This window comes from Shimia sp. NS0008-38b, from assembly GCF_040370365.1.
In the GTDB taxonomy this organism is placed as follows: Bacteria; Pseudomonadota; Alphaproteobacteria; order Rhodobacterales; family Rhodobacteraceae; genus Shimia.
This window is the reverse complement of the sequence record NZ_BAABWQ010000001.1, coordinates 283,847-307,170: the sequence shown is the minus strand read 5'-3', so window position 1 is coordinate 307,170 and position 23,324 is coordinate 283,847. Positions and strand designations below refer to the sequence as shown.

The 23,324-nt window shown below is 56.4% G+C and carries 21 protein-coding genes; 6 read left to right on the top strand and 15 right to left on the bottom strand.

Going from position 1 to position 23,324, the window contains the following annotated elements; genetic code table 11:
• Positions 1-2: 2 nt before the first annotated feature.
• Positions 3-1,457 carry a 6-hydroxynicotinate reductase gene (locus tag ABWV47_RS01525; RefSeq protein WP_353308074.1) on the top strand — a complete coding sequence of 485 codons (1,455 nt, stop codon included), beginning with the start codon at positions 3-5 and terminating at the stop codon, positions 1,455-1,457.
• The gene (locus tag ABWV47_RS01520; protein WP_353308073.1) at positions 1,454-2,332 is read left to right on the top strand and encodes a UPF0280 family protein; all 879 of its coding nucleotides are present in this window, start codon (positions 1,454-1,456) and stop codon (positions 2,330-2,332) included. Before ABWV47_RS01525 ends, ABWV47_RS01520 begins: the two co-directional genes overlap by 4 nt.
• On the opposite strand, the gene ABWV47_RS01515 is transcribed toward ABWV47_RS01520, so the two are convergent.
• The 7 genes from ABWV47_RS01515 to lptF form a co-directional block, all read right to left on the bottom strand.
• Positions 2,304-3,176 carry a hypothetical protein gene (locus tag ABWV47_RS01515; protein WP_353308072.1) on the bottom strand — a complete coding sequence of 291 codons (873 nt, stop codon included), beginning with the start codon at positions 3,174-3,176 and terminating at the stop codon, positions 2,304-2,306. The genes ABWV47_RS01520 and ABWV47_RS01515 overlap by 29 nt on opposite strands.
• A gap of 462 nt (positions 3,177-3,638) precedes the next feature.
• Positions 3,639-4,481, bottom strand: coding sequence for a 16S rRNA (adenine(1518)-N(6)/adenine(1519)-N(6))-dimethyltransferase RsmA (gene rsmA / locus ABWV47_RS01510; protein WP_353308071.1), 843 nt, complete (start codon positions 4,479-4,481; stop codon positions 3,639-3,641).
• 76 nt (positions 4,482-4,557) lie between these two features.
• Positions 4,558-5,526: a 4-hydroxythreonine-4-phosphate dehydrogenase PdxA gene (gene pdxA / locus ABWV47_RS01505; RefSeq protein WP_353308070.1), complete on the bottom strand. Its 969-nt coding sequence runs from the start codon at positions 5,524-5,526 to the stop codon at positions 4,558-4,560.
• On the bottom strand, positions 5,523-6,821 hold the full coding sequence (locus ABWV47_RS01500; protein ID WP_353308069.1) for a peptidylprolyl isomerase: 1,299 nt from the start codon (positions 6,819-6,821) through the stop codon (positions 5,523-5,525). The genes pdxA and ABWV47_RS01500 overlap by 4 nt, the downstream gene beginning before the upstream one ends.
• The gene (locus tag ABWV47_RS01495; protein WP_353308068.1) at positions 6,802-8,949 is read right to left on the bottom strand and encodes an LPS-assembly protein LptD; all 2,148 of its coding nucleotides are present in this window, start codon (positions 8,947-8,949) and stop codon (positions 6,802-6,804) included. Before ABWV47_RS01495 ends, ABWV47_RS01500 begins: the two co-directional genes overlap by 20 nt.
• Positions 8,946-10,043, bottom strand: coding sequence for an LPS export ABC transporter permease LptG (gene lptG, locus ABWV47_RS01490; RefSeq protein ID WP_353308067.1), 1,098 nt, complete (start codon positions 10,041-10,043; stop codon positions 8,946-8,948). Before lptG ends, ABWV47_RS01495 begins: the two co-directional genes overlap by 4 nt.
• Positions 10,040-11,158, bottom strand: coding sequence for an LPS export ABC transporter permease LptF (gene lptF / locus ABWV47_RS01485; protein WP_353308066.1), 1,119 nt, complete (start codon positions 11,156-11,158; stop codon positions 10,040-10,042). The genes lptG and lptF overlap by 4 nt, the downstream gene beginning before the upstream one ends.
• A 143-nt stretch (positions 11,159-11,301) precedes the next feature.
• Between lptF and ABWV47_RS01480 the strand changes: the two genes are divergently transcribed.
• On the top strand, positions 11,302-12,768 hold the full coding sequence (locus ABWV47_RS01480) for a leucyl aminopeptidase (protein WP_353308065.1): 1,467 nt from the start codon (positions 11,302-11,304) through the stop codon (positions 12,766-12,768).
• Between the two features lie 4 nt (positions 12,769-12,772).
• Positions 12,773-13,240, top strand: a complete 468-nt coding sequence (locus ABWV47_RS01475) for a DNA polymerase III subunit chi (protein WP_353308064.1) — start codon at positions 12,773-12,775, stop codon at positions 13,238-13,240.
• A gap of 54 nt (positions 13,241-13,294) precedes the next feature.
• Here ABWV47_RS01475 and ABWV47_RS01470 read toward each other — a convergent pair whose 3' ends face one another.
• From ABWV47_RS01470 to ABWV47_RS01460, 3 genes are read right to left on the bottom strand one after another with little or no spacing between them, the layout of a single operon-like run.
• Positions 13,295-13,876, bottom strand: coding sequence for a retropepsin-like aspartic protease family protein (locus tag ABWV47_RS01470; protein ID WP_353308063.1), 582 nt, complete (start codon positions 13,874-13,876; stop codon positions 13,295-13,297).
• A 22-nt stretch (positions 13,877-13,898) separates the two neighbouring features.
• Positions 13,899-14,522 (bottom strand): MarC family protein, encoded by a 624-nt coding sequence (locus tag ABWV47_RS01465; RefSeq protein ID WP_353308062.1) that lies wholly within the window; start codon positions 14,520-14,522, stop codon positions 13,899-13,901.
• 60 nt (positions 14,523-14,582) lie between these two features.
• Positions 14,583-16,439: an ABC-F family ATP-binding cassette domain-containing protein gene (locus ABWV47_RS01460; RefSeq protein WP_353308061.1), complete on the bottom strand. Its 1,857-nt coding sequence runs from the start codon at positions 16,437-16,439 to the stop codon at positions 14,583-14,585.
• 132 nt (positions 16,440-16,571) lie between these two features.
• Between ABWV47_RS01460 and ndk the strand changes: the two genes are divergently transcribed.
• A complete protein-coding gene (gene ndk, locus ABWV47_RS01455; protein ID WP_353308060.1) occupies positions 16,572-16,994 on the top strand; it encodes a nucleoside-diphosphate kinase in 423 nt (140 codons plus the stop codon).
• A gap of 157 nt (positions 16,995-17,151) precedes the next feature.
• Here the strand turns inward: ndk and ABWV47_RS01450 are convergent, their stop codons facing one another.
• Complete coding sequence (locus ABWV47_RS01450) at positions 17,152-17,496, bottom strand: TfoX/Sxy family DNA transformation protein (protein ID WP_353308059.1); 345 nt, start codon at positions 17,494-17,496, stop codon at positions 17,152-17,154.
• Positions 17,497-17,913: 417 nt separating this feature from the next.
• Here ABWV47_RS01450 and cls point away from each other — a divergent pair, with 417 nt between their 5' ends.
• Positions 17,914-19,323: a cardiolipin synthase gene (cls, locus tag ABWV47_RS01445; RefSeq protein WP_353308058.1), complete on the top strand. Its 1,410-nt coding sequence runs from the start codon at positions 17,914-17,916 to the stop codon at positions 19,321-19,323.
• A gap of 27 nt (positions 19,324-19,350) precedes the next feature.
• On the opposite strand, the gene rnd is transcribed toward cls, so the two are convergent.
• From rnd to ABWV47_RS01425, 4 genes are all read right to left on the bottom strand, one after another.
• Entirely contained in the window at positions 19,351-20,508 is a 1,158-nt protein-coding gene (rnd, locus tag ABWV47_RS01440) for a ribonuclease D (RefSeq protein ID WP_353308057.1), read from the bottom strand.
• A gap of 85 nt (positions 20,509-20,593) precedes the next feature.
• Complete coding sequence (gene purN, locus ABWV47_RS01435; protein ID WP_353308056.1) at positions 20,594-21,187, bottom strand: phosphoribosylglycinamide formyltransferase; 594 nt, start codon at positions 21,185-21,187, stop codon at positions 20,594-20,596.
• Positions 21,184-22,233, bottom strand: coding sequence for a phosphoribosylformylglycinamidine cyclo-ligase (gene purM / locus ABWV47_RS01430; protein WP_353308055.1), 1,050 nt, complete (start codon positions 22,231-22,233; stop codon positions 21,184-21,186). The genes purN and purM overlap by 4 nt, the downstream gene beginning before the upstream one ends.
• 107 nt (positions 22,234-22,340) lie before the next feature.
• A complete protein-coding gene (locus tag ABWV47_RS01425) occupies positions 22,341-23,306 on the bottom strand; it encodes an MBL fold metallo-hydrolase (protein WP_353308054.1) in 966 nt (321 codons plus the stop codon).
• Between the last annotated feature and the right edge of the window lie 18 nt (positions 23,307-23,324).

Sequence of the window (23,324 nt, the reverse complement as noted above, 5' to 3'; positions counted from 1 at the left end):
ATATGAGCCCGCAGGCACGCAACAAGGAAGAAAAGATCCGCTGCGATGCCTGTCCGGTGATGTGTTACATCGGGGACGGCAAGATCGGGGCCTGTGATCGCTATGCCAACCTCAACGGTGAAATTGTGCGTTGTGATCCCTTGACCGTATTGGATCGCGCAATCCAAGGGGGGACCGCGGTTCGACCGTTTTTGGGGCGCGATTGGCATGATGGGTTAAACACGGACGACCTGTTTGTAACAGCGGTTGGCGCGGGCACCACCTATCCAGACTACAAACCGGCGCCGTTTTTGGTGCAGCAGTCCGTGCAGGGTGCTGATTTCGTAACCGTCGTGACCGAGGCGATATTCTCCTATTGTGGCGTCAAAGTGAAGATCGACACCGACCGCCATCTTGGCGAAGAAGGCGCCCAGATATGCCACAATGGCGAGGCTGTTGGTTTGATGATCACCAGCGAATACGGGTCTCAGATGATGAGCCTTGGGGGTGTGGATCACTTGACGGGAGGCAGTAAGGCTGAAGGGCGTGTCACCTGTGATGTGCTGTTGCGCCTTTTGAATCGTGAAGCTGTCGATCTGTCGGTGGAGGGTGGTGCAGAGGTTGTGGTGCAGGCGGGTGAGGCACCCATTGTAAATGGTGTCAAAGAGGTCCGAATGCGGGTTGGCTGCGGATCAGCCACAATCGGTATGTTTTCCAGTCAATGGAAGGGCTTAGCGGACGAAGTTGTTGTGGTAGATGATCACATCACCGGGGTTGTCAGCGAACATCAAGCGGGAAAAGTACTTGGCTGGCCTGACACTGGTATCCGCATAAAAGGACGTCGCAGCACGCCGGGGCGGTATTTCCAAGTGGCAGCACCAGGACCGGGTTGGGGGGGCACAGATATCTCAGACCCGTTGGATATCTTGGGCCCATGGCGGCCCGAGAAAGGTGCACGTGCGGGGCTGACGATGTTGATGGTGTCCACAACCGGTGAGCACGCGGCATTTTATCGTCTGGATGCGGAACTGCAGCCCCAGCCGGAGCCCATTCCTGACCCTTTGCGAGCGTCGGTTGCTTTGATTGCGCAAAACTGTGAACCGGCGCTGTGTACCGTGATGTTTATGGGCGGCGCGGGCGGATCGCTGCGCTCTGGTGTGACACAAAACCCGGTGAAACTCACACAGGCGGTACAGAGTGGCCGGGCGCGGGTGAGTGTCGGAGGGGCGGACAGCTATGTGTGGCCGGGTGGCGGTATCACGCTGATGACCGACGTCACCAAGACGCCGCGCGGCGCGTTTGGTATGGTTCCAACACCGGCAATCGTGGCGCCTTTGGAATTCACGATCGCAAAAGATGACTATGCGGCGTTGGGCGGGCACACCGACGAAGTGCGCCCTGTTTTGGACATTCTGCAAAGTGGCGGCATCTATGCGCGCGACAGCCATGTGGTCTCAGATGAGGATCAACAGGAATGAGTGGCTGGGCACAAATTCAATGGTTGCCAGATGGGTCGCGACTGCATTTGCAACATGGCCCAATCGATTTGCTGGTTGAAGTTTGGGGGCCGGGTCGCAGCGAGGCCTATGACCGTGCCAGTGCCCGGTTTGAGACAATTCTGCAAGAGATGGTGGATGAGCTCGACATGTTGCGTTTGCCAGCCTGCGCGGACGTGGTTTTTAAGGGTGTGGTGGCACGAGAAATGCAACGTGCCGCGCAACAGGCGTTGCCTGAGTTTGTCACCCCGATGGCCGCAGTTGCCGGGGCTGTTGCCGACGAAATTGCGCGGGTGATTGCCTCACGTGACGGTGTTCTGCGTGCCTATGTCAACAACGGTGGAGATGCGGCATTGGTTCTGGCAGATGGTCAGGTGTTGACCTCTGCGGTCGCAGGGGCAGACGCGAAAATCGCTATCCACGCAACTGATCCCATACGCGGCGTTGCGACCTCAGGTTGGCGCGGGCGCAGTTTGTCGTTTGGTGTGGCCGATTCCGTGACCGTTTTGTCCAAAACAGCGGCGCAAGCTGACGTCGCGGCCACCTTGATTGCCAACCATGTTGATTTGCCCAATCATCCAGAGGTATGCAAGCGCCCTGCACATGCCGTGCGTGATGACAGTGAATTGGGCGATCGGTTGGTGACAGTCCACGTTGGGAACTTAAGTGATGCAGATGCCGGGCGCGCTTTGGAGTCAGGCGTGCACTATGCCCGCAGCCTTATGAAACGTAGTCCGATTGCAGGCGTGTTTCTAACGCTTGCAGGGCAATGGCGTTGCCTTGGAAAGATGGTGCAGGTTGCGCCAGATGCGCGCCCAGAGTGGCGATCTAAAACGTTGTTGTCAGAGGATATTTAGCAGATTTCTGCAACATCCATTCTCGCCAGCTTTCCGCCCAATACCCTGCCAAACCGTATTGCTTGGAGTGTTCAACACCATTGGTGTCACGGCTGATGACCTGACGATGAAACCAGTTGTCTTCGTCATAGGTGAAGATCGTTGGTGAGGAGTCTGACAGGCGACGTGCAAACTGTTCCGTGGGTTTTGTGTCAGCCGCCCCATCGGAGGACTGCGCCACTATCGACGTTGGCGGCAGGAGAGATGGGGTTCTGAGCCGGGGCTGTCGTTCATGGACATTCAGTAACGGGTGAAGCAGCGAGAGCGTCGCTATCTTTGACTGCTTGGCTGCGTCTGGTTGTTCTGCCAACCATCGGGTTGCCAATAGGGCGCCAGCCCCAAAGGTGGCCAGATGTAGGCTCGAGCGGCTCTCAGATGTCTTGGCCATCACCTTGTTCAGATCACGGAGCAGGGGAGCGAAACGCTCTTGGCCGTTTGGTTTCCAAGACCGAATCCATTCCACCCGCAGAATGCAATCGTTGTGTGCGCCAAACAGCGGCATCAGCGTTGCAAGAAATGCCTGCAGTTGTAGATGATCCTGGGTGGTCGGGCCTGGCAGCAGCACAAGCGTCATTGTTGGCGCGGTGCTCAATGCCGCTACGTTTGGCGGCGTCGGGTCATTGGCGGGCACTTGAACAAGAGACGGGGGTCCATAGCGCAGCAACCGGGTCCTGCGCGTTGTGCTTTCCAAGGTGATGTCTTGAAGCCGTGTCGGATTGTTATGTGTCAGAGCGCTGGACGCGGATGTCATGCCAATGAAGCCTGTTACGCGCGCCGTACCGTCGTTTTGGCGCAGGGAAAACAAAATGTGGCGCCTGCCTTGGTTACGCGGGGGGGATGAATGGCAGGCGCCGTGAACCGGTCTGATGACCGATGGCGGAAAGTCTCAACCGACCTTGATATCAGGTCGACGTGGTGAGATCTGGCGGGGGTGAACCCAGCCAAACGGCGCCTGTATACGCGCGCCAGAGATCTGGTAGGTGCCGACCCGTCGACAGGGTCGGCACGCGCCTTGAGAAAGGGCGGCGATGGCCGCCAAGGCGAAACCGGCACAGCCCAAAGCAAAAGCGTGTGCGCTGAGCGGCCCGCCTCTGGACAGGGAGGAGGGAGTGAAGATGGCAGGCGCTCGTTTCTGGCAGTCAGAGATGAGTTCACGCTCTGTGTTGCCTGACCCTGATATGGGGCAGACAAACGAGAGGTCTTTGTGAAAACCGGTCTAAGTTATGAGAAAATCGGTCACAGAATGGCGCAAGCGCCGCCGGATCAATCAGCCCGCTTTTAGCACGCGTGCAAGGGCACAGAATTGCTCCAGTGACACCACTTCAGCGCGGTCCGTGGGTTGAATGCCTGCGGCCAGCAGCCGGTCTTCGATGTCTGGCGCCTGACCTTTGAGGGCGGCGCGCAACATTTTGCGACGCTGATTAAATGCTGCTGCAACAACCCGAGAAAGTGTTGCTGCATCTGCGGGGTAACGTGGTTCGGGTAGGGCGGTCAGATGCACCACGGCCGAATGGACTTTGGGGGGCGGTGAAAACGCTTCTGGCGGCAAAGACATCACAATGTTGGCGTCAGCGCGCCACTGCGCCAGAATGGCGAGGCGGCCGTAGGCTTTCGACCCCGGCGCAGCGGTGATGCGTTCCGCAACTTCGCGCTGAAACATCAGAGTCAGGCTTTGCCAGAAAGGGGGCCACTCTTTTGGGGTGAGCCAACGTACCAACAATTCGGTGCCCACGTTGTAAGGCAGGTTGGCCGCCACACGGATTGGAGGTGTGAGGTGGGTCAGCGGATTGATGTCGAGCGCATCGCCGTTGATCACTTGAAGCCGGCCGGGGTAGGCAGCTTCGATTTCTGCCAACGCAGGCATGCAGCGCTCGTCTTTTTCGATGGCCAAGACGCGACGGGCACCTTCGGCAAGAAGGCCTCGGGTCAAACCTCCCGGACCAGGGCCAATTTCAAGCACGTCACATCCCGACATATCACCGGCACGCCGGGCGATTTTGGCGGTGAGATTGAGATCGAGCAAAAAGTTCTGGCCCAGCGATTTGCGTGCGGACAGCCCATGGGTATCAATCACCTGACGCAGCGGAGGGAGATCATCAATGGCGCTCATGAGCTTTGGATCCGGGTTTGGCGGCGGTGCCGCGATTTTGTGCCACAGGCGGGGATATGTCTCACCCTATGAAGCGTCATGCGCTTTGTGCCATCTTGGCGGCCAGTCGCAGGGCGGCAATGGTGCTGGACGGGTTGGCCTGACCGGTGCCGGCGATGTCAAAAGCGGTGCCGTGATCGGGTGAGGTGCGAATGAAGGGCAAACCAAGCGTGACGTTGACGCCGCCATCAAAATCCAGCGTCTTAATTGGGATGAGCGCTTGGTCATGGTAGGCGCAAATCGCCACGTCGTATCGTGCACGCGCAGCGGGGTGAAACATGGTGTCGGCTGGCAGAGGTCCAGCGATGTCAAAGCCTTCTGCGCGCAGTTGATCCAAAGCAGGGGCAATCACTGTCGCGTCTTCATGGCCCATAGCGCCACCCTCGCCAGCATGCGGGTTGAGGCCAGCCACCGCGATACGTGGCGCGGCAATACCAAATTGGGTCTTTAGCCCCTGTGCAGTGATGCGAATGGTGGTTTGCAACAGTTCGGGCGTGAGAGCGTTGGGCACATCTGCAATGGGAATATGGATGGTGGTCGGCACCACGCGCAACAGATCAGAGGCCAACATCATCACCACATTATCGACCCCGCCAAGATCGGCAAGATATTCCGTGTGGCCCGGATAGGGGAAATCGGCGCCGTCTTTGAGCGCTTTCTTGTGAATCGGCAATGTGCAAATTGCGCTCACCTGATCTGACATCACCAAATCCACGGCGTGCGCGATCACGTCCACAACGCTTTCCGCATTTTCCGCGACGGCGTTCCCAGGTGTGCGCGGGGCCGCGAAAGGATGCGGGAAGACGGGCAAAGCGGAAGCGGATACAGCAGACACCTCGGTGGGGTCATCGATCAGTTGTACTGGCACTGTACCGGGCAAGTGGTCCGGGTCTGCGATCAGAAAGAACGGGATGTCTGCTCTCAGCGCATCCCAGGCTTTTTCCGCAATTTCGAGACCAATACCTGCTGGCTCACCGCAAGTCAGTGCAATTGGGCCAACGGTCATTTTTCAGTGATCCGCGCCTGCGCGCGCAATTGGCTGAGATAGCTGTTGGCATAGCTTTCCAGTCGGGCGTTGCGCAGCGCTTGTGCCACATCTTCTCGGGAGAGATCTTCGTCCAGAACCGCAGTGCGCCCACATAACATCAGAACAATAAGTGACTGGCCACCGGCGGTGGTGAGCTGTGTGGAGATTTCATTTTGGTCCAGTTTGGCCAATTCCAATGCCACATCATTTGGAATTTCGTTGGGGGGAAGGTTTTCCCGCACCAAAAGTTCAGCCGGCTGCCCGTACGCGATCCCATACAGATCGTCACACCGGTCAACGTCGTTGCGGATCTTGGTCACGATTTTCAAGTTGTCTTCGGTACGTCCGCCCGGAAGCGTGTACATTGCATAATCGATGGCAGAATACTTGGGCGTGGCACGGCCAGTTTCCTCAACTCCGCGCAGTTGGAACAGCGCAATCGCATTGGGGAGCTGAAAGGGCGGTGTGACTTGACCTTTGCGCAGCGCAGAAATCACGGGCCGCAATTCTGCTGGCAGGTTGGTCACGTTCATCCAATCCAAACGCCCGCCGTCCTCTTTGGTGCCTGCTGCGGAGTAGATCCGGGCGGCGTTCTCGAAATCTGTGAAGCTTGTGAGTTCAGAAATTTGTGCTGCGAGACTGGTAACTTGTTGCTGATTTTGCGGTGTGACCGGAATGACGATTTCAGACAACAGCACCCGCACGCCGCCAGCGCCACTGTTTTGGCCAATCGCGCGGTCAATTTCCTCTTCGCTGACTTCCGCATTGGCGCCAAAACGGGTGTTCACCACACCGCCCCAAATGATTTGAGATGCGAGAAAATCACGCAGGGTTTCTTCGGCGATGCCTTCGGCAGCCAGAGCTTTGATCAGATCTTCGGGCTTCATGTTCACGCGTGCAGCGAAGTTATTGATGCCGTTCTGGATGCCTTCTTCAGAGGCGGCGATGCCGATTTCACGCGCTGACTGTAGCTTTAGACGATCATCGATCAACTGTTCGCGGGCCAGTTCCCCAATATCACCAGGCGCGCTCATGATGTTGAGAAGCTGCGCGCGCTGATCAATTTCATAGTGACTGACAACGGAACCATTCACCAAGATCGCGGGGCTAAAGGCGTTTTGCGCCTGCACTGGCAAAGACAAAACGGCATAGGTCGCCAAGACGCTGGTTGATACGGTGGCGGCACGGTATGTGGCGCGGAGAGCGGAGCGGATCAAAGAGCGACGCATCATGAGTGGTTTATCTTCCTGCATTTCAGCCGCATTTGCGGTCATAGCTTTTATCATTCGAATTCACCGAAAATCCAAGTAGGGCCACGTTCAGGCCCACGCTGGTGCTAGATTGGACGGTAGAGGATGTGGAGAAGCGACGCGAGAGGGAAAGTTCCACACGCACACACTCGTTGCGGTATTCAAATCCAAGACCAGCCTCAGAGGTTTCGCCGCTCACAGCGTCAAATCGCCAGTCAACCAAGCCGGTCCAATGGCGCGCCAACCGATAGCGGCTGTCCAGAGCCCATTCCGAAATTTCGGTTGGCCGGTCTTCTTCCAGATCCTGATTGAGCCATATGTAGCTGGCATCCAACCAAATATTGTCATTGGACCACCCGAGGCGCGCGGTTGCTTTGTCAAGAGATCCGCTGGGATTCAAAAGGCTCCGGCCTGTAAGAACCAACCCGTTCTGATTGTTGAATTGACCCGCAATCAAAAAGTCGGAGGTCTTGCCGGATAATCCAGAGGTTTGCGTGAAATCATCCTGAGTTTCAGAGCGAAACACCTGACCCAAAGTCAGATGACTTTCCCATCCGTCCGACGTGATGCGAGACCAATTCAGGCCAATCGCTGTTGCCAGGCCGCGCTCGCGCCGTTCGTATGACGGGAACCGCGACAGCGCCAAAAGGTTGCCTTCGTCAAACTCGACACGTGTGCTTTCATCATTTGCGACATCCAGGTCACTGCCGCCAGTCCAGCCGATCTGTGCCACAGGTTCAAGCAGATAGGTGGCGCCGTCCGCGCCCCGTTTGGCCATCGGGTAGCGCACGTAAGCTGCCAAAGTTGGAGTAAGCGCCGTGTCAAACGAAGACACACTGCTATCGTTCCAAGTGCGGTAGGCATCAAAGGCCAATGCGCCATTCACGCCTGCGCGCAGCCCAGATCCAAGGGTCCAATTTCGCAACCATTGCACAGAGGCATTTGCACGTCCCACATCTCTGCCGTCATCCCCGTCACTGGTGGAGCGACGCTGATGCCCATGCGCTTCGACGCGGGTGCGCAGCTCCCCACCGATGGAGGTTGGAAAATACCGACGTTCGGTTTCAGCCTCGATGACCAAGGTGGGCAGCGTGTCGTTGTCCTCCCCATCGCGCAGGGACTGGTAGTGGTGAAGTGCAAACCGCGTGTTCTCAGTGCGACTGGCACGCGAGATTGTGATGTCGCTGTTCAGACGATCGAGATCTGCATAGTCATAGTCAGTCAGATAGCTGTCATCGGACACCGCTTTGAGATCAAACGTAAGTTTGTAGTCACGCTCCAGTTCAAACAATCCCGTGGCAAACAGATAGCCGCGGGTCAGATCCGGACGGATTGTGTCATCAGACACCGCACCGTTGATTTCGATACCACCGTTTTTGAAGGCTTGCCGGTAACGGAACTCCAAGGTTCGGGTCTCAGAGGACAGATAGGGCGTCAGCGTGAGATCGCGGGTGTCACCAAATGGAATGAAGTAGGGAACTTTGATACCAGAGCTCAGCAAAGAGGTGCGCGAAAACGTCGGAATCAAGAACCCGCGGGCCCGGTCCAATGTTGGATCAGGCATGCGCAGGTGTGGAAAATAGAAAACCGGGACATCCCGGATCATGAAGCTTGCATGATCAAAGTAGATTTGACGTTCTTCTTCGTCATGCACCACGCGTTTTGCCCGAATTTGCCACAGAGGAGGTTCGCCTGTTTCACACACGCGGCAGGATGATACGGTTGTTTTGTTCAGGACATTGTAGCGGCCATCGACCCGCTTCATTTGATTGGCGGCCATCTGCACCTGATCAGACAGAACAACGCGCGCGCTATGAATAAGACCGTTGCGCAGGTCAGCGTCCAATTCCGCGGCACTGGCCACAATCGAAACACTATCACCTTCCGTAATTCGGATCGGGCCCTTAAGCGTTATTTTTCCCGTCTGATTGTCATAGATGACTTCGGTTGCTTGCAGCCGGGTGCCCCCATTTAATGCCTCCACATTGCCGCGCGCAGTGAGAACCCCTGTTGGGGAGATCTCCACAGTGTCGGCCACAAGCACCACATTTTGCGGCGCTTGGTTCGGGGGCGTGGCTTGAGCATTTCCTGTTGAAACCAACGCACAGGTCAGAGCGGTGGCGGCAAGCAGGCGGACGAGGTGCGTGTTCATCCATCCTCCATATGCAACAACAGGCCTAGAGCCAACAGAACACTGGACACGGGTGGGGCCCAAGCGGCCAAAAGAATGGGGATTTGTCCATTTTCTCCAAGGATTTGTGCAAAGTTCCTAATGAAGTACAGGCTGAACCCAATCAACACGGCGGTCAGCACGGCGACACCTGTGTTGCCAAAGCGCGTGTGGCGCATTGTAAAAGCAGACGCGACCAGCACCATCGCCATTAGAAACAGAGGTTGGGCAAGTTCCATATGCAGCCAAACCGTGTGTCGGCGCGCCGAAAACCCTGCTTCGTTTAACTCTCGGATAAACGCCGGCAGCTGCCAGATTGGAATGCTGGAAGGCGTGCCAAACCGATCCCGTATGCGGTCCGGTGTCAGGTTGCTGTCGACGTGCAGAATTTCGTGCGATACCGCGTTTGCGCCTCGGTTGATGCCCGATTTTAGATCCCAGACCTTGGCGTTACGCAGGTCCCAACCTCCAGCAACCAGACGCGCAGAGTCCGCTTCGATCCGAAATTTTGGTCCGCCGGTTTCCGCATAGGTAATGATGCTCAGATCAAGAAACTGTGTTGCGTCCGCGTTTGTCTGTTCAGCGTAGATCACGGCGTGGCCAGCTTCTCCGCCCTGACGCAGCCAAATACCTTCATCAGAGAGAGACAGTGCACTGGGCCCGCCTGAGCGAAGCGCCTCGCTGCGTATTTGATATTGCAGTGACGTGGCTGCCACGATGGGGTTTATCATCGTCACCGCCAAAAGGCCGATCCCAAGTGCAACAAATGTCGGGGACAAAACAGAGACAATGCCTGACCGGCCTGATGCCCGCACGATCACCAGCTCAGAGCTGCGTGACAGCGCGATGAACAGCGCAATGGTGGCGAGGATGACGATCAAGGGCAGCAGCTGATACAACCCCGCAGGAGTGCGCAACAAGGACAAGCCAAGCACGCTATAGAAGCCAACATCGTCCACATCGAAACGGCGCAGCTGTTCCATCATATCCACCAGAACGGTCAACACGAAAAAAACAGTCAGAATGCCGAGGAAAATCCACACAAACCGGCGTGCGAAGTAGAAATGTGCCGTCATGTGGCCATCCTCCGTCGCCAATTTACCGGATTTGAAGCGAGATACAGCAATACAATTGCGGTGGTAAATCCCAAAGCAGTGGGCACATAAATCAATGGCCACAAAGCGGGGGTGTCGCGGACCGGGTCGGCCATCGCGTTCTTAAGGGTTTCCAACAAGACCAAAAGCACAAAGGCGATCAAGATTTGCCGCCACACGCCGAAGCGGCTGAAGCTGCCTGTGATCAGCATCGCAAAGCCAATGAGTGCGAAAACGAGACATGTGAGAGGTTCCGCAAATCGTGCATGGAATTCTTGGGTTATGCGCCCAACACTTTCCCCGGTCTCCTCAGAAATCACGTCCATATGTCCGGGAATGGCCCAGCTTGGATAGTGCTTTATGGAGCGGCGCGGCGCCGACTGAGGATCAACCAAGGCGCTAATATCGTAGGAAAAATCTGCAAAATTGGTTGTCATTAACGTGTCAGTGTTTTGACGCTGAAACTGAGCCAACCCGTCCACCATCACAAGTTTTGGCCCCGTGTCATCTTGGACCAAATAGGCCTCGGCGGCGGTGTAGGTTGTGGTACGATCAGACTGACGACGGTCGGATAAGAACACATCACGCAGGACACCATCCTGGTTGATTTCGCGGATATAAAAAGTCACGCCATCGGAGGGGTGTAAAAACGTCCCGTCCGTAAGCAAGCGCGCCGTCACGTTTTCGGTGATCTCTTTTTGGCGATCGGTCAGCTCTGCATTGCTTGCGGGGACCAAAAAATGGGTGAGTGCAGACAACATCAGCGCAGCGATCACTCCAAACACGGCCACAGGCCGGGCGAGCCGCCAAGGGCTAAAACCGGTTGCCTGCATAACCGTGAGTTCACTTTCGCTGGACAGTCGGTTGGTGACGTAAACCGTGCCCGCAAACACCGCCATTGGCAGCACCAAACGGATAACGTTTGGCAGCGTCAAAATCGACAACTCAAAGAAAACAGCAACGTTTTGCCCGCTGGCAATTAACGTATCAAACAGCGACACCGCCCGATTGACCCAATAGACCGACACTAGGATCAGCGCAAAAAAGCCAAACAAGGTGAGGAGCTGCGACAGGATGTATCTGTCGAATCTACTCACGCCCAAGAATCCCCCAAAGTGCCGTTCTTTCCCGGCACTTTAGTGGAATTGGAAAGGTGACGAAACTGCTATCTGGTGTTCGCTCTGGTCAAGCGGGAAGCCGCGCGTTAGGTGTTTGACACCATCAAAACGGAGAACACCAAATGCGCCCTGTAGAGATTGCTTTTGTCGAAACCCAGCTGGACGAAATTGCCGAGATTGAAGGACGGATCGCTGTCTTTGTCCCGGCCGAAGGCAATCTGGATCAAAGCGCGCGCCGGATCAATCGCATGACCCGTGGTGCAATTGAAAAGCTGCGTGAGCAAAAGGGCGCGGAGGCTGCCGCAGGCACGTTAGTGAGTCTGGCCCATCCGGCAGGATTGAAGGCTGAGGCTGTGGATGTGGTGGTTTTGCCGCGTCGCTGCACGATTGAAGACGCGCGCAAAGCCGGGGCGGCACTGGGCAAAGCGCGTGGCAATGCAGCGCTAACGGTGTTTGCAGGCCCCCACCCAAAAGCGGCCCAAGTGGCTTATGGCATTGCGATGCGGGACTATGGCTTTGAGGATCACAAGACGGCTGAGACCAAAGAGGATGCGCGACGGGTGCGCCTGATGGTCAGCAAACCTGACGAAGTTGCCACCGCGGCGCTCCCGCTTCTGGCGGTGGCTGAAGGCACATTTTTCACCCGTGATTTGGTCAATGAGCCGGCCAATGTACTGACCACTACGGAATTTGCCGACCGGCTCGTGGCGCTCAAAGACATCGGTGTCGAAGTCGAAGTTCTGGAAGAAGATGCGCTTCAAGAATTGGGCATGGGGGCATTGTTGTCGGTGGGCGAAGGTTCTGACAGCCCGTCCAAAGTGGTGGTGATGCACTGGAACGGTGGTACAAAAGATGCCGCGCCTTTGGCCTTGGTTGGCAAGGGGGTGGTGTTTGATACCGGGGGTATTTCGCTCAAACCGGCCGCCGGCATGGAAGACATGACCATGGATATGGGCGGCGCAGGTGTTGTTGCCGGCGCGATGAAAGCCTTGGCGTTGCGCAAGGCCAAGGCCAACGTTGTCGGGCTTGTTGGATTGGTTGAGAACATGCCGTCGGGCCGTGCGACCCGTCCAGGCGATGTGGTGACATCGATGAAAGGTGACACCATTGAGGTGATCAACACGGATGCTGAGGGGCGTTTGGTGCTGTGTGATGTGATGCATTACGCACAAGAGCGGTTTAAGCCCGCAGGTATGATTGATTTGGCGACCTTAACAGGGGCTGTGATCATTGGTTTGGGACATGAAAACGCCGGTGTGTTTTCAAATGACGACGCTCTGTGCAATGGGTTCCTGAAGGCCGCAAGCGCAGAAGGTGAAGGCGCGTGGCGTATGCCGTTGGGCAAAGGCTATGCCAAGCAGCTAAAATCGCGGATTGCAGATGTGAAAAATGTTGGCGGTCGTCCGGCGGGCTCGATCACCGCGGCGGAGTTTTTGCAGCGGTTTGTGCAGGATGGCATGCCCTGGATTCACCTTGATATTGCTGGCGTTGCCAGTGTGAAATCGGAAACCGCCCTTGCGCCTGCGGGCGCCACAGGCTGGGGTGTCAGCGCTTTGAGCCGCTTGGTGGCGGACAAATTCGAGGCGTGATCCCTTGGGGGCGGCTTATTTCTATCACCTGACTCAGACGTCTATGGATGTCACCCTTCCGCGCCTGTTGGAAAAGGCGCGGGGGGCAGGCTGGGCCATTGTTGTGCGTGGTGTTGAGGCCGGGCGGATGGAATGGCTGGACCAAAAGCTGTGGCTTTTGGGGGATGAGAGCTTTCTTGCCCATGGGCTGGCTGGTGGCAAGCATGATGCATTGCAGCCCGTCTTGTTGACCACGCAGACGGAAACCCCCAATGGCGCGACCTGCCTTATGAGCGTGGACGGAGCCAACATCAGCGCAGATGAGGTGAAAACGGCTGAGCGGGTGTGCGTTCTGTTTGATGGGCATGACCCAGACGCAGTGCAGCAGGCGCGAAGCCAGTGGAAAATGCTGACCGACGCAGGATGTGCAGCGCAATATTGGTCAGAAGAGACAGGAAACTGGCAGAAGAAGGCCGAAAGCGGCGGCAGCTAAGCTTGGCGCTTTAAGGTGTAAAGGACGTGGGCGTACATGTGGTGGCGGCCGTGCTTAGCGCACTAGGATAAGCGTATTGCCCGCGATTGTGATTTGTTCAAACAGTTGCAAGTAGCTCATGCCCAACAGAGATTGAAACATTTCGCCTTCATTCACGCTGGCGCGCACGTCTGTGTCGTGGAACCCTCCAAAAGTGATCTGCTCCAGCCAGACCGGTGCGGTGCGCACCTCTCCGTTGGCGGTCATGGCTCGGCCGAAGTACGGCAGGTTGTCCGGATCAAGACCCACGCGGCGGGCATCGCTTTGGGTGAGCACAATGTCGGTGGCCCCGGTGTCCACGACAAATGTCACCGATGCGCCGTTGATGTCGAGTTGCGCATAGAAATGCCCATCTTGGTCACGGGGGATCTCGATACGCCCCTCATCAGCCAATACCGATTGCATCGGTCGCACAGTGGACCGGATGTCCTCCCACAGGCCGACAAACGCAATGCCTCCCAGAAATATCAACGCCCAAATCGCGGCGTGGCGCAGGGTCTGACCAAGGTTCAGCCGACCCGACGACACATACCAGATCAGCACCATCACCAGAAGCAGCAGCAGGTAGGCCAGATGAGCAAATTCAAACTCGTTCATGGGGTGCCTTTAAATGGTTTGCTCAGCCCATCAGACCGAAGTCTTTGAGGCCATCAAGAATAAACTGCACAGCGAGGGCCGCAAGCAGCATACCCAATAATCGCGTGATTACGGTGATGCCAGTGCGTCCCAGCAGGCGTTCTAAGTGCCCTGCGGCCAAAAAGAGCACCAAGACAATTGCCAGGACCACCAAAGCAACGCCCAGAACCGCCAGTGTGGTTTGAAAGCCGGTGTTTTGTCCGGCCAGGAGGATGATTGATGTGATCGCGCCGGGGCCTGCGACCAATGGAATGGCCAGCGGAAATATAGACGGATCAGGGAAATCTTCTTCCGCTTCTTCCGCGCGATCCTCGCGCCGTTTGGTGCGGCGCTCAAACAGCATGTCAAAGGCCGTCACAAACAGCAGGATGCCACCTGCGATGCGAAAGGCAGGCATGGAAATCCCAATACCACCCAGCACGGCCTCGCCGAGAAAAGCAAAGGCTGCCAAGATCAGGAATCCCGTCACGCAGGCACGGACGGCGATGACCCGGCGCTCGCGCTGCGGGACGCCTTGGGTCAGAGACACAAAAATTGGAAACAAGCCGATCGGGTCTATGATCACAAAAAGTGTGACAAAGGCCGTGATAAGCGCCGCGCTGTCCATAATGCCTCCAAGCGGGATTTCAGACCTCCGAGAGGTCTGATTGGAACACTGACGCTAAAGTCAGGCGTTGGCCTTTTCAAGCTTTTCCAGCGCTTTCAGCCAGAGATCTTCTGCGCGGTCCTGCGCATCGCGCACTTCGGCGTATTTCTTCTGCCAAACTTCCATTTCACCCAGCTTGCTGTCCTCATAAAGTGTTGGATCAGCGAGTTTTTTGGCCAGTTTGTCCGCCATGTCGTTGAGTTTTTCGACGCGTTGTTCAGACTTACGCACTTCAGACTTCAGCGCCGCAATATCATCGCGGCTCGCCTTTCTTGCGGCGGGTTTGGCTTTGGATTTTGATTTAGAGCCCGCTGGTTTGTCGGCCGTCAGAAGCAGCTTGCGATAAGCTTGCAAGTCTTCTTCGTATGGTTTCACAGTGCCGTCTTTGACCAACCAGAGACGGTCGGCCACAAGGGTGAGCAAATGCATGTCGTGGCTGACGAGAATAACGGCACCAGTGTAGGCCGTCAGGGCCTCCACAAGGGCTTCACGACTTTCAATATCGAGGTGGTTGGTCGGCTCATCGAGGATCAGAAGATGTGGCGCATCCAATGTGGCCAGCAATAGCGAGAGACGTGCTTTTTGGCCCCCAGACAGCCGCCCGACTTCGGTCTCCGCTTGAGCAGCCCCAAGACCAAAGCCAGCAAGGCGCGCGCGCAGGCGGGCCTGGCCCTCGGCCGGGCGTTCACGCATCAGGTGTTGGATCGGGTTTTCATCAACGTAAAGCTCATCCACCTGATGCTGTGCAAAAAATCCAATGCGCAGCTTAGAAGAGGTTGTGAACTTGCCGCCCATTGGTTGCAACCGACTGGACAGCAGTTTGGCCAAGGTGGATTTACCCTGACCGTTTTTCCCAAGAAGCGCGATGCGGTCGTCTTGATCGATGCGCAGGTTCAGGTTTTTGAGGACCACGGTGTCATCATACCCCGTAGAGCCACCTTCGATTGCGATGATCGGCGGCGAGAGTTCCTCAGGTGTGGGGAAAGTGAAGACCACGCGCGCCGCATCTTCGGGCGCAGTGATGGGCGTCATCTTTTCCAACATCTTAACCCGGCTTTGCGCCTGTTTGGCCTTGGATGCTTTGGCTTTGAAACGATCCACAAAGGCCTGCAAATGTTCACGCTGCGCCGTTTGTTTCTTTGCAGCGGCAGCTTGAACTGCGCGCTGTTCGGCACGTTGGCGCGCAAACTGATCGTAGGGACCCGTGTAGTAGGCAAGCTTACGTTCATCCAGATGCAGAATAGCGCCGACCGAGCGGTTCAGAAGTTCGCGGTCGTGTGAGATGATCAGTACCGTGTGTGGGTATTTGACGAGGTAGTTTTCCAGCCACAATGCACCTTCGAGGTCGAGGTAGTTGGTCGGCTCATCCAGTAGCAGGTAATCTGGCTGAGAGAACAGCACCGCCGCGAGGGCCACGCGCATGCGCCAGCCACCGGAGTAGGCAGAACAGGGCTGCAGCTGATCCTCGTGGTCAAACCCGAGGCCTTTGAGAATAGAGGCAGCGCGGGCCTCTGCGCTCCAGGCGTCAATGTCGCTTAGGCGTGTTTGGATTTCAGCAATACGGTTGGAATCGGTGGCCGTCTCAGATTCTGCCAAAAGCGAAGCGCGTTCTGTGTCTGCCGCCAGTACCGTATCGATCAGCGAGACCTCATTGGACGGCACCTCCTGAGCCACGCCGCCGATGCGGGCGCGGTTGGGCAGGGTGATGCTGCCGCCCTCAAGTGAGAGCTCGCCGCGGATCAAGCGGAACAGAGTGGTTTTGCCCGCCCCATTGCGGCCAATCAGACCCACTTTGTGACCTGTGGGAATGGTGGCGGAAGCCCCCTCAAACAGAGGGCGGCCTTCGACGGAGTAGGAGATGTCTGAAATCTTAAGCATGGGGCGGGTTTGGCGCAGTATTGCGGCGGCGTCAATCACCGCTTTTCAAGTGGATCACCACATGGTATCGCAGCGCCAATTCGAATGCGGGACGGGCGTGGTGCCTGCCCCTGACTTTATGGAGATACAGACATGGCTCTGGAACGCACTTTCTCGATCATCAAACCCGACGCCACACGCCGCAACCTGACAGGCGCAATCAACGCCAAGTTTGAAGAAGCTGGCCTGCGCGTTGTTGCGCAAAAGCGTATTCACCTGACCAAAGCTCAGGCCGGCGTGTTCTACGCTGTGCACGCCGAGCGCCCGTTCTATGACGAACTCTGCGAATTCATGGCATCCGAGCCAATCGTTGCTCAGGTTCTGGAAGGCGAAGGCGCCATCGCGAAAAACCGCGAAGTTATGGGTGCAACCAACCCAGCAGATGCAGCTCCGGGCACAATCCGCGCTGAGTTCGCCGAATCTGTGGGTGAAAACTCCGTGCACGGTTCTGACGCACCAGAAACTGCTGCGGTTGAGATCGCATACTTCTTCTCCGGTCTGGAGTTGGTCGGCTAAGCCACCTGCTTTACGGATGAATTTTGAAACGCGGGGGGTGCAGCCTCCTGCGTTTTTTTGTGCCAAACTGCGCGGTAGCGCGGAGGCCAAACTCTAAAACGCCCCTGAATAATTGAAAAAAATGAAATGAGATTGGGGAGGTGTGACGCAGATGCGTTCACGCGTTGCGTTTCTCGATCACGCCGATTTTGTCGAGCATCATTTCGAGTTCGTTGGTGGCTTTAACTTGTTTGGTGAGGGTTTTTGCTTTGAGCGCATCAAACCGCTCGCGCAGAGCGGCTTTTTCTTTGCCTTTGCAATCGTTCCATGGACGGCCTTGAAGGCCCATAACCAGAACGTAGTAGCCGATAAAGTGAGGGCGGGTGCCGGATTTCAGCAATCGGGCGTAGGTTTCATCAGCGCCCAACGCGCGGAGTTCTTCCGCGGAATGGATGCCAGCCTTGTCGCAGGCGGCTTGCACCGCTGGGCCAAGATTGCGAATGGAGGAAACGGGCGTACTCATGTGCCAAAGTTACGCTGCAGGCACAGACAGATTCAACCGGTTTCGACCGCGTCGTGTCGCGGGTGGTTCAGATCATGGCCCAGTCTGAAAAGATGGGTGTGGCGCTAGGCTTTGTGTTTGGTGCGGGCGCATCTTTGCGGGCAGAGCTGGACGGATTGGGGGCTGCATCTTGTGTTGCGTAAGGCATTGATTTGTCCTTTCTTGCGTGAGGTGATCTTGCCGAGTGGATCGGAAAGATATGAGTATTGTGTTAGCACTCTGTGAGAAAGATTGGGTGCGGGGGTGCTGAAAATAGGGCATTTTCTTGCGCAAAAGAGACAAGTCTAATCGTTTGGACAGGTGAGAGCGGCGCGTATACACGCTTGTTTTGAGGGCAAGTCTCGCTAGGGTTGCCGAGGTGAGAAGAGGTGACAGGACATGTTTGCACTTTTTGTGGCGGTGGGAATCGTCGCTCTGGAACTTGCAGCGCTGTATTGTGCGTGGCTTGCGATTTCATCGGCCCGCACGTCGCAAGGCGCGCTGGGTTGGGTGATATTTTTGCTATTTGCCCCGCTGATTGCCGTGCCTTTGTATCTTTTTCTGGGACACCATAGGTTTCGAGACTATCGAGTGGCGCGGCGCAATTCGGTTCGAGTGATTGACCGTCTTGATGATTTTCAGGCGGCTTTTCGACCATCGAGCGCGCCGGCAGTATCACCCAAAGCGTTTGAGAAGGTTGCGGATATGGGTGCGCTTGGCGGCAATGGAATGCAGCTCATGCGCAACGGGGAGACCACCTTTGAGGCGATCTTTGCTGCGATTGATCAGGCTGAGCACTATGTGTTGGTGCAGTTCTACATTTTCAGAGATGACGGTCTGGGACGTGCGCTCAAAGATCGGTTGATCGCGGCGGCAAAGCGTGGGGTGTCCGTTGCGTTTTTATATGACCGGGTTGGCAGTCTGAGGCTCTCGCAAACCTATTTGGACGACCTCAGTGCCGCAGGCGTAAAGGTGCCAACAAATGAAGAAATGCGGGGGCCAAAGACGCGATTTCAACTCAACTTTCGCAACCACAGAAAAACCGTGGTTGTTGATGGCAAAGTGGGGTTTATCGGTGGTCACAATGTGGGAGATGAATATCTCGGGAAAGACCCCGCATTTGGCGATTGGCGCGATACCCATGTGAAACTGTGTGGTCCGGTTGTGATGCAGTTGCAGCTTGTGTTTGTGGAAGACTGGCACTGGGTGACCGATGAGTTTTTAGGCGACACACTCAATTGGCAACCTGAACCGGTGCCTGAGGACATGACCGCACTGATAGTGCCAACCGGTCCGGCGGATCGGCTGGAAACCGGCGCTTTGATGTTTTTTGCAGCAATTTGCGCAGCGAAGGAACGCGTCTGGATTGCCTCACCTTATTTTGTACCCGATCGGGATGTATTGAGCGCTTTGAAGTTTGCCGCTTTGAACGGTGTGGATGTACGTCTGCTGTTGCCGGAGGTGATTGACCATCGGGTGGTATGGCTTGCGGCGTTTGCCTATTTTGATGAGGTGCGTTTTGCCGGCGTTAAGATCTACCGCTACAAGCCTGGATTCATGCATCAAAAGGTGTTTTTGGTCGACGATGAACTGGCAGGGGTGGGTACGACCAATTTGGACAATCGGTCGTTTCGGCTCAATTTTGAAGCCATGGCGCTGTTCTTTAACAAGCGGGCGGCACGAGATGTCGAAGAGATGTTGATCGAAGATTTTGCGCGCGCGGACAGCTTGGTCGCTGATATCAGCGCGCAGCCTTGGCATATTCGCCTTGGCGCGCCGATTGCACGGTTGTTTGCCCCGATCTTATGACGGGTCCATGTCGGGCGGCTTCAGACCTTACAGCGACACAATTTTGATGGCGTTGCCTTTGGCAGCAAGACCAACTTTGCCCTCACAGAGACGTAAGGCGTCTGCGCCAAACACCTCATGACGCCAACCGTGCAAGGCATCGACATCGCGACCGCCAGAGGCAAGCGCATCCAAATCCGCAGCGGTGGCGATCAATTTGGGGGCAACCCCGGAGGTTTCGGTCTTGGCCTTGAGCAACACGCGCAGCAAGTCTGCAAGAGCCGGATTGACCTGTAGTTTGTCGTCACGTTTGGGCACGCGCGGCATGTCGTCCTGAGGGCAGGCGATACCGTTCTTAACAGCTGTGAGAATACCATCTGCGATTTCACCTTTTCGGGCTTCACGCAGCAGGAGCCGGGACCGGCTCAGATCATTCATGTTGCCGGGTTTGGTCGAGGCAAGCTCAACCAATGCATCATCTTTGAAGACACGGTTGCGCGGGATATTGCGGCTTTGGGCGTGGGCCTCACGAAATTTGGCCAGCTCGCGCACAATGGCGAGAAATTTCGGTGACGTTGTACGGGTCTTCACCCGTTTCCAAGCGTTTTCCGGCTCAATGATATATGTTTCCGGACGGGTGAGCATTTGCAGCTCTTCTTCGACCCAATGGGACCGTTCGGTTTCCGCTAGTTTCGCAGCCAGGAATTCATAGATTTTGCGCAGATGCGTGACATCCGCCAACGCATAGGTTTTTTGCGCATCGGTCAGGGGGCGGCGCGACCAATCGGTAAAACGAGAACTCTTGTCCAACCCCTGTTTCGCAATTTTGCGCACCAGTGTTTCATAGCCAACTTGCTCGCCAAAGCCGCAGACCATGGCCGCAACCTGTGTGTCAAACAGCGGATCTGGAAAAACACCCGCTTCGACAAAGAAAATTTCCAAATCTTGGCGGGCGGCGTGAAACACCTTGACCACGGAAGTGTCGCGAAACAACTCATACAGCGGTTCAAGAGACAATCCGTCCGCAAGCGGATCAACCAGAACCGCGTTGTGATCGGTATCGCCGGGCAAGGCCAGTTGCACGAGGCAAAGCTTGGAATAGTAAGTCCGCTCGCGCAGAAATTCCGTGTCGATCGTCACATAGGGCTCTTGGCGCGCCATGTTGCAAAACTGCGCGAGCTCTTCGGTCGTGGTGATGGTTTTCATCTGCGGCTTATCTTCTTGGTCTGGTGTGCCATGCTGTGGATAACAGCACTACGTACAATTTAAACGGAAAGCAATTGACCAAGCCTTAAAGAGTGACCGGTGTTGTATTTCCTGACGCAAAACGGCGCAAAACGGCCGGGTAAAGCTTGTGTTCCTGAACCAAAACGCGGGCGGCGAGGCTCTCCGGTGTATCACCCTTTTGAACGGGTACACGTGCTTGTCCGAGGATTGGGCCATCATCAAGCGCCGGGGTGACCAGGTGTACGGTGCAGCCGTGCTCTGAATCGCCGGCTTCGAGCGCGCGTTTGTGAGTGTGCAGACCCTTATATTTTGGCAGTAGTGAGGGGTGAATGTTGAGCATCCGGCCCTCCCATGGGGCCACAAATCCTTCGGTCAGAACCCGCATAAAGCCTGCCAGACACAGAATGTCAGGCTGCACTTTGTCCAGTTCTGCCTGCAGCGCAGCTTCAAACGCGGGACGATCGCCTTTGAAAGGGCGGTGATCCACGGAGACGGTCTTCACCCCCAGAGCCTGTGCTTTGGCCAACCCGCCAGCGTCCGCACTGTTGGCGAGTACCAAGACCGGCTCAGCTGCATGGTCGTTTTGGGCCATGTCTTCAAGCAGGCGGATCATGTTGGAGCCGCCACCCGAAATAAAGATCGCGACCTTTTTTTTCACAAGAGTGACCCGGTGTAAGAAACGCCTTCACCCACAGAAACGGTGCCCAATTGATAGACCGTTTCGCCGTGTTCCTGCAGCAAGGATGTCAGAGCAGCAGCTTGGTCCGCGTCTACGGACAGAATCATGCCCACGCCGCAGTTGAAGGTCTTGAGCATCTCTGCTTCGTCCATGCCGCCGGTTTTCGCGAGCCATTTGAACACAGGCGGAAGATCCCATGTGTTCAAGTCGATTGAACCTGACAGCCCGTCGGGCAGCACACGTGGCAGGTTTTCAGTCAGACCGCCGCCGGTGATATGGGCCAGTGCATGCACGCCACCAGCGCGCACAGCCGCGAGCGCCTGTTTGACATACAAGCGGGTTGGGGCAAGGAGTGCCACGCCAAGGGTCTGGCTGTCGTCCCATGGGCAGGCGTCTGCCCAACCAAGGCCAGAGACCTCGACCAGTTTGCGCACAAGGCTGTAGCCGTTGGAGTGTACCCCGTTGGAGGCAAGGCCCAGCAGTACGTCGCCATCTTTGACACCGGCGGGCAGGTCAGAACCGCGCTCCATGGCGCCAACAGAGAAACCTGCTAGGTCAAAGTCACCGGCTTCATACATGCCGGGCATCTCAGCGGTTTCGCCACCAATCAGCGCGCAACCGGACTGAAAACACCCCTCAGCAATACCTTCGATGATGCGGGCGGCGGTTTCGGTTTCCAGTTTGCCGGTGGCAAAATAGTCAAGAAAGAAGAGCGGCTCGGCCCCTTGGCACACAAGGTCGTTGACGCACATGGCAACCAGGTCGATGCCCACGCCGTCCACATTACCGGTGTCGATGGCAATGCGCAGCTTTGTGCCAACACCATCGGTGGCGGCAACAAGGATTGGATCGGTGTAGCCAGCATCTTTGAGGTCAAACAACGCGCCAAAGCCACCCAGACCCGCCATAACGCCGGACCGGGTGGTCCGTTTTGCGGCGGGTTTGATGCGCTCCACCAGTTCGTTGCCTGCGTCAATGTCCACGCCAGCATCTGCGTAGGTGATGCCGTTCTTGCCGTCGCTCATGAGATACGTCCTTACAACCAATGCTTGGCGCGTTGCTTACTGCATCAATTGGCCGAAGGAAACCAAGGAATGCACCGCCTGAGCGTTCAGACGGTGCCAAGCTCATTTTAAGCGCCGTATTGCCATGGCGCAGCCTGATATGCATAGCCATCTGCAGTTTTGAGCACTTTGCCGAGCCCCGGGAAATCCAAATGTGCACCGGTAACCCGCAGGCCATCCGCCGCTGCGCGGTCCAGCATTTTCAGACGTGTTTCCACCGTCAGTTTAGGGTCGCCGTCAAACGCAATGGTCATCTGTGGGTTTGCAAATTGCAGCGCTGTCAGATGGATGATGTCTCCCCAAAACAGCACCTGCTCTGAGCCAGATTGCAAAATGTAGCCTGCATGACCGGGTGTGTGGCCGGGCAGGGGCAGGGTGCTGATGCCGGGCAAGACCTCAGTCTCTCCTGTGTGCATGATCATGCGGTCGGCATAAGGTGCCACGGTATTGCGTGCGATTTGGAAAAAGCCTCGGCTGCTCTCCGGGACGCTCGCCATGATCGCATCATCATGCCAGAAGCCAAATTCAGTTTGATCCACTGCGATCTGTGCGTTTGCAAACACGGCGGCGCCGGAGCCATCGATCAGCCCGCCTGAGTGATCAGGGTGCATGTGGGTGAGCACAACGGCGTCGATCTGTTGTGGTGTGACCCCAATCGCAGACAGTGCCGCGCCTGTGTCACCCATTGTGTCGCCTAGAAATGACGACGTCCCGGCATCTACCAGCGTTTTGGTCTCACCTTGTTCGATCAGAAAGGCGTTGACTGGAATACGCACACCACCTGGCTGCAGTTTTTGTTGCGCGGAAGCAAGAGCTGACCCGACTGTGTCCGCGTCAAATCCCGGAATAATTTCCGGTGCCGCGTCGAGATAGCCGTCCAGAATGGCTGTCACGGTGGCCTCACCGACGGTGAACCGATAGGTCACTGGCTGTGCTTTGGTTGGGGCACCTGACGCCAGGGTAGCTTTTGGAAGCGCAACTGCTGCAGGGGCGGCGGCTGCGGTTGCGAGAAAACGTCTGCGGTTCATAGACATAAGGAACTCCATTATCAA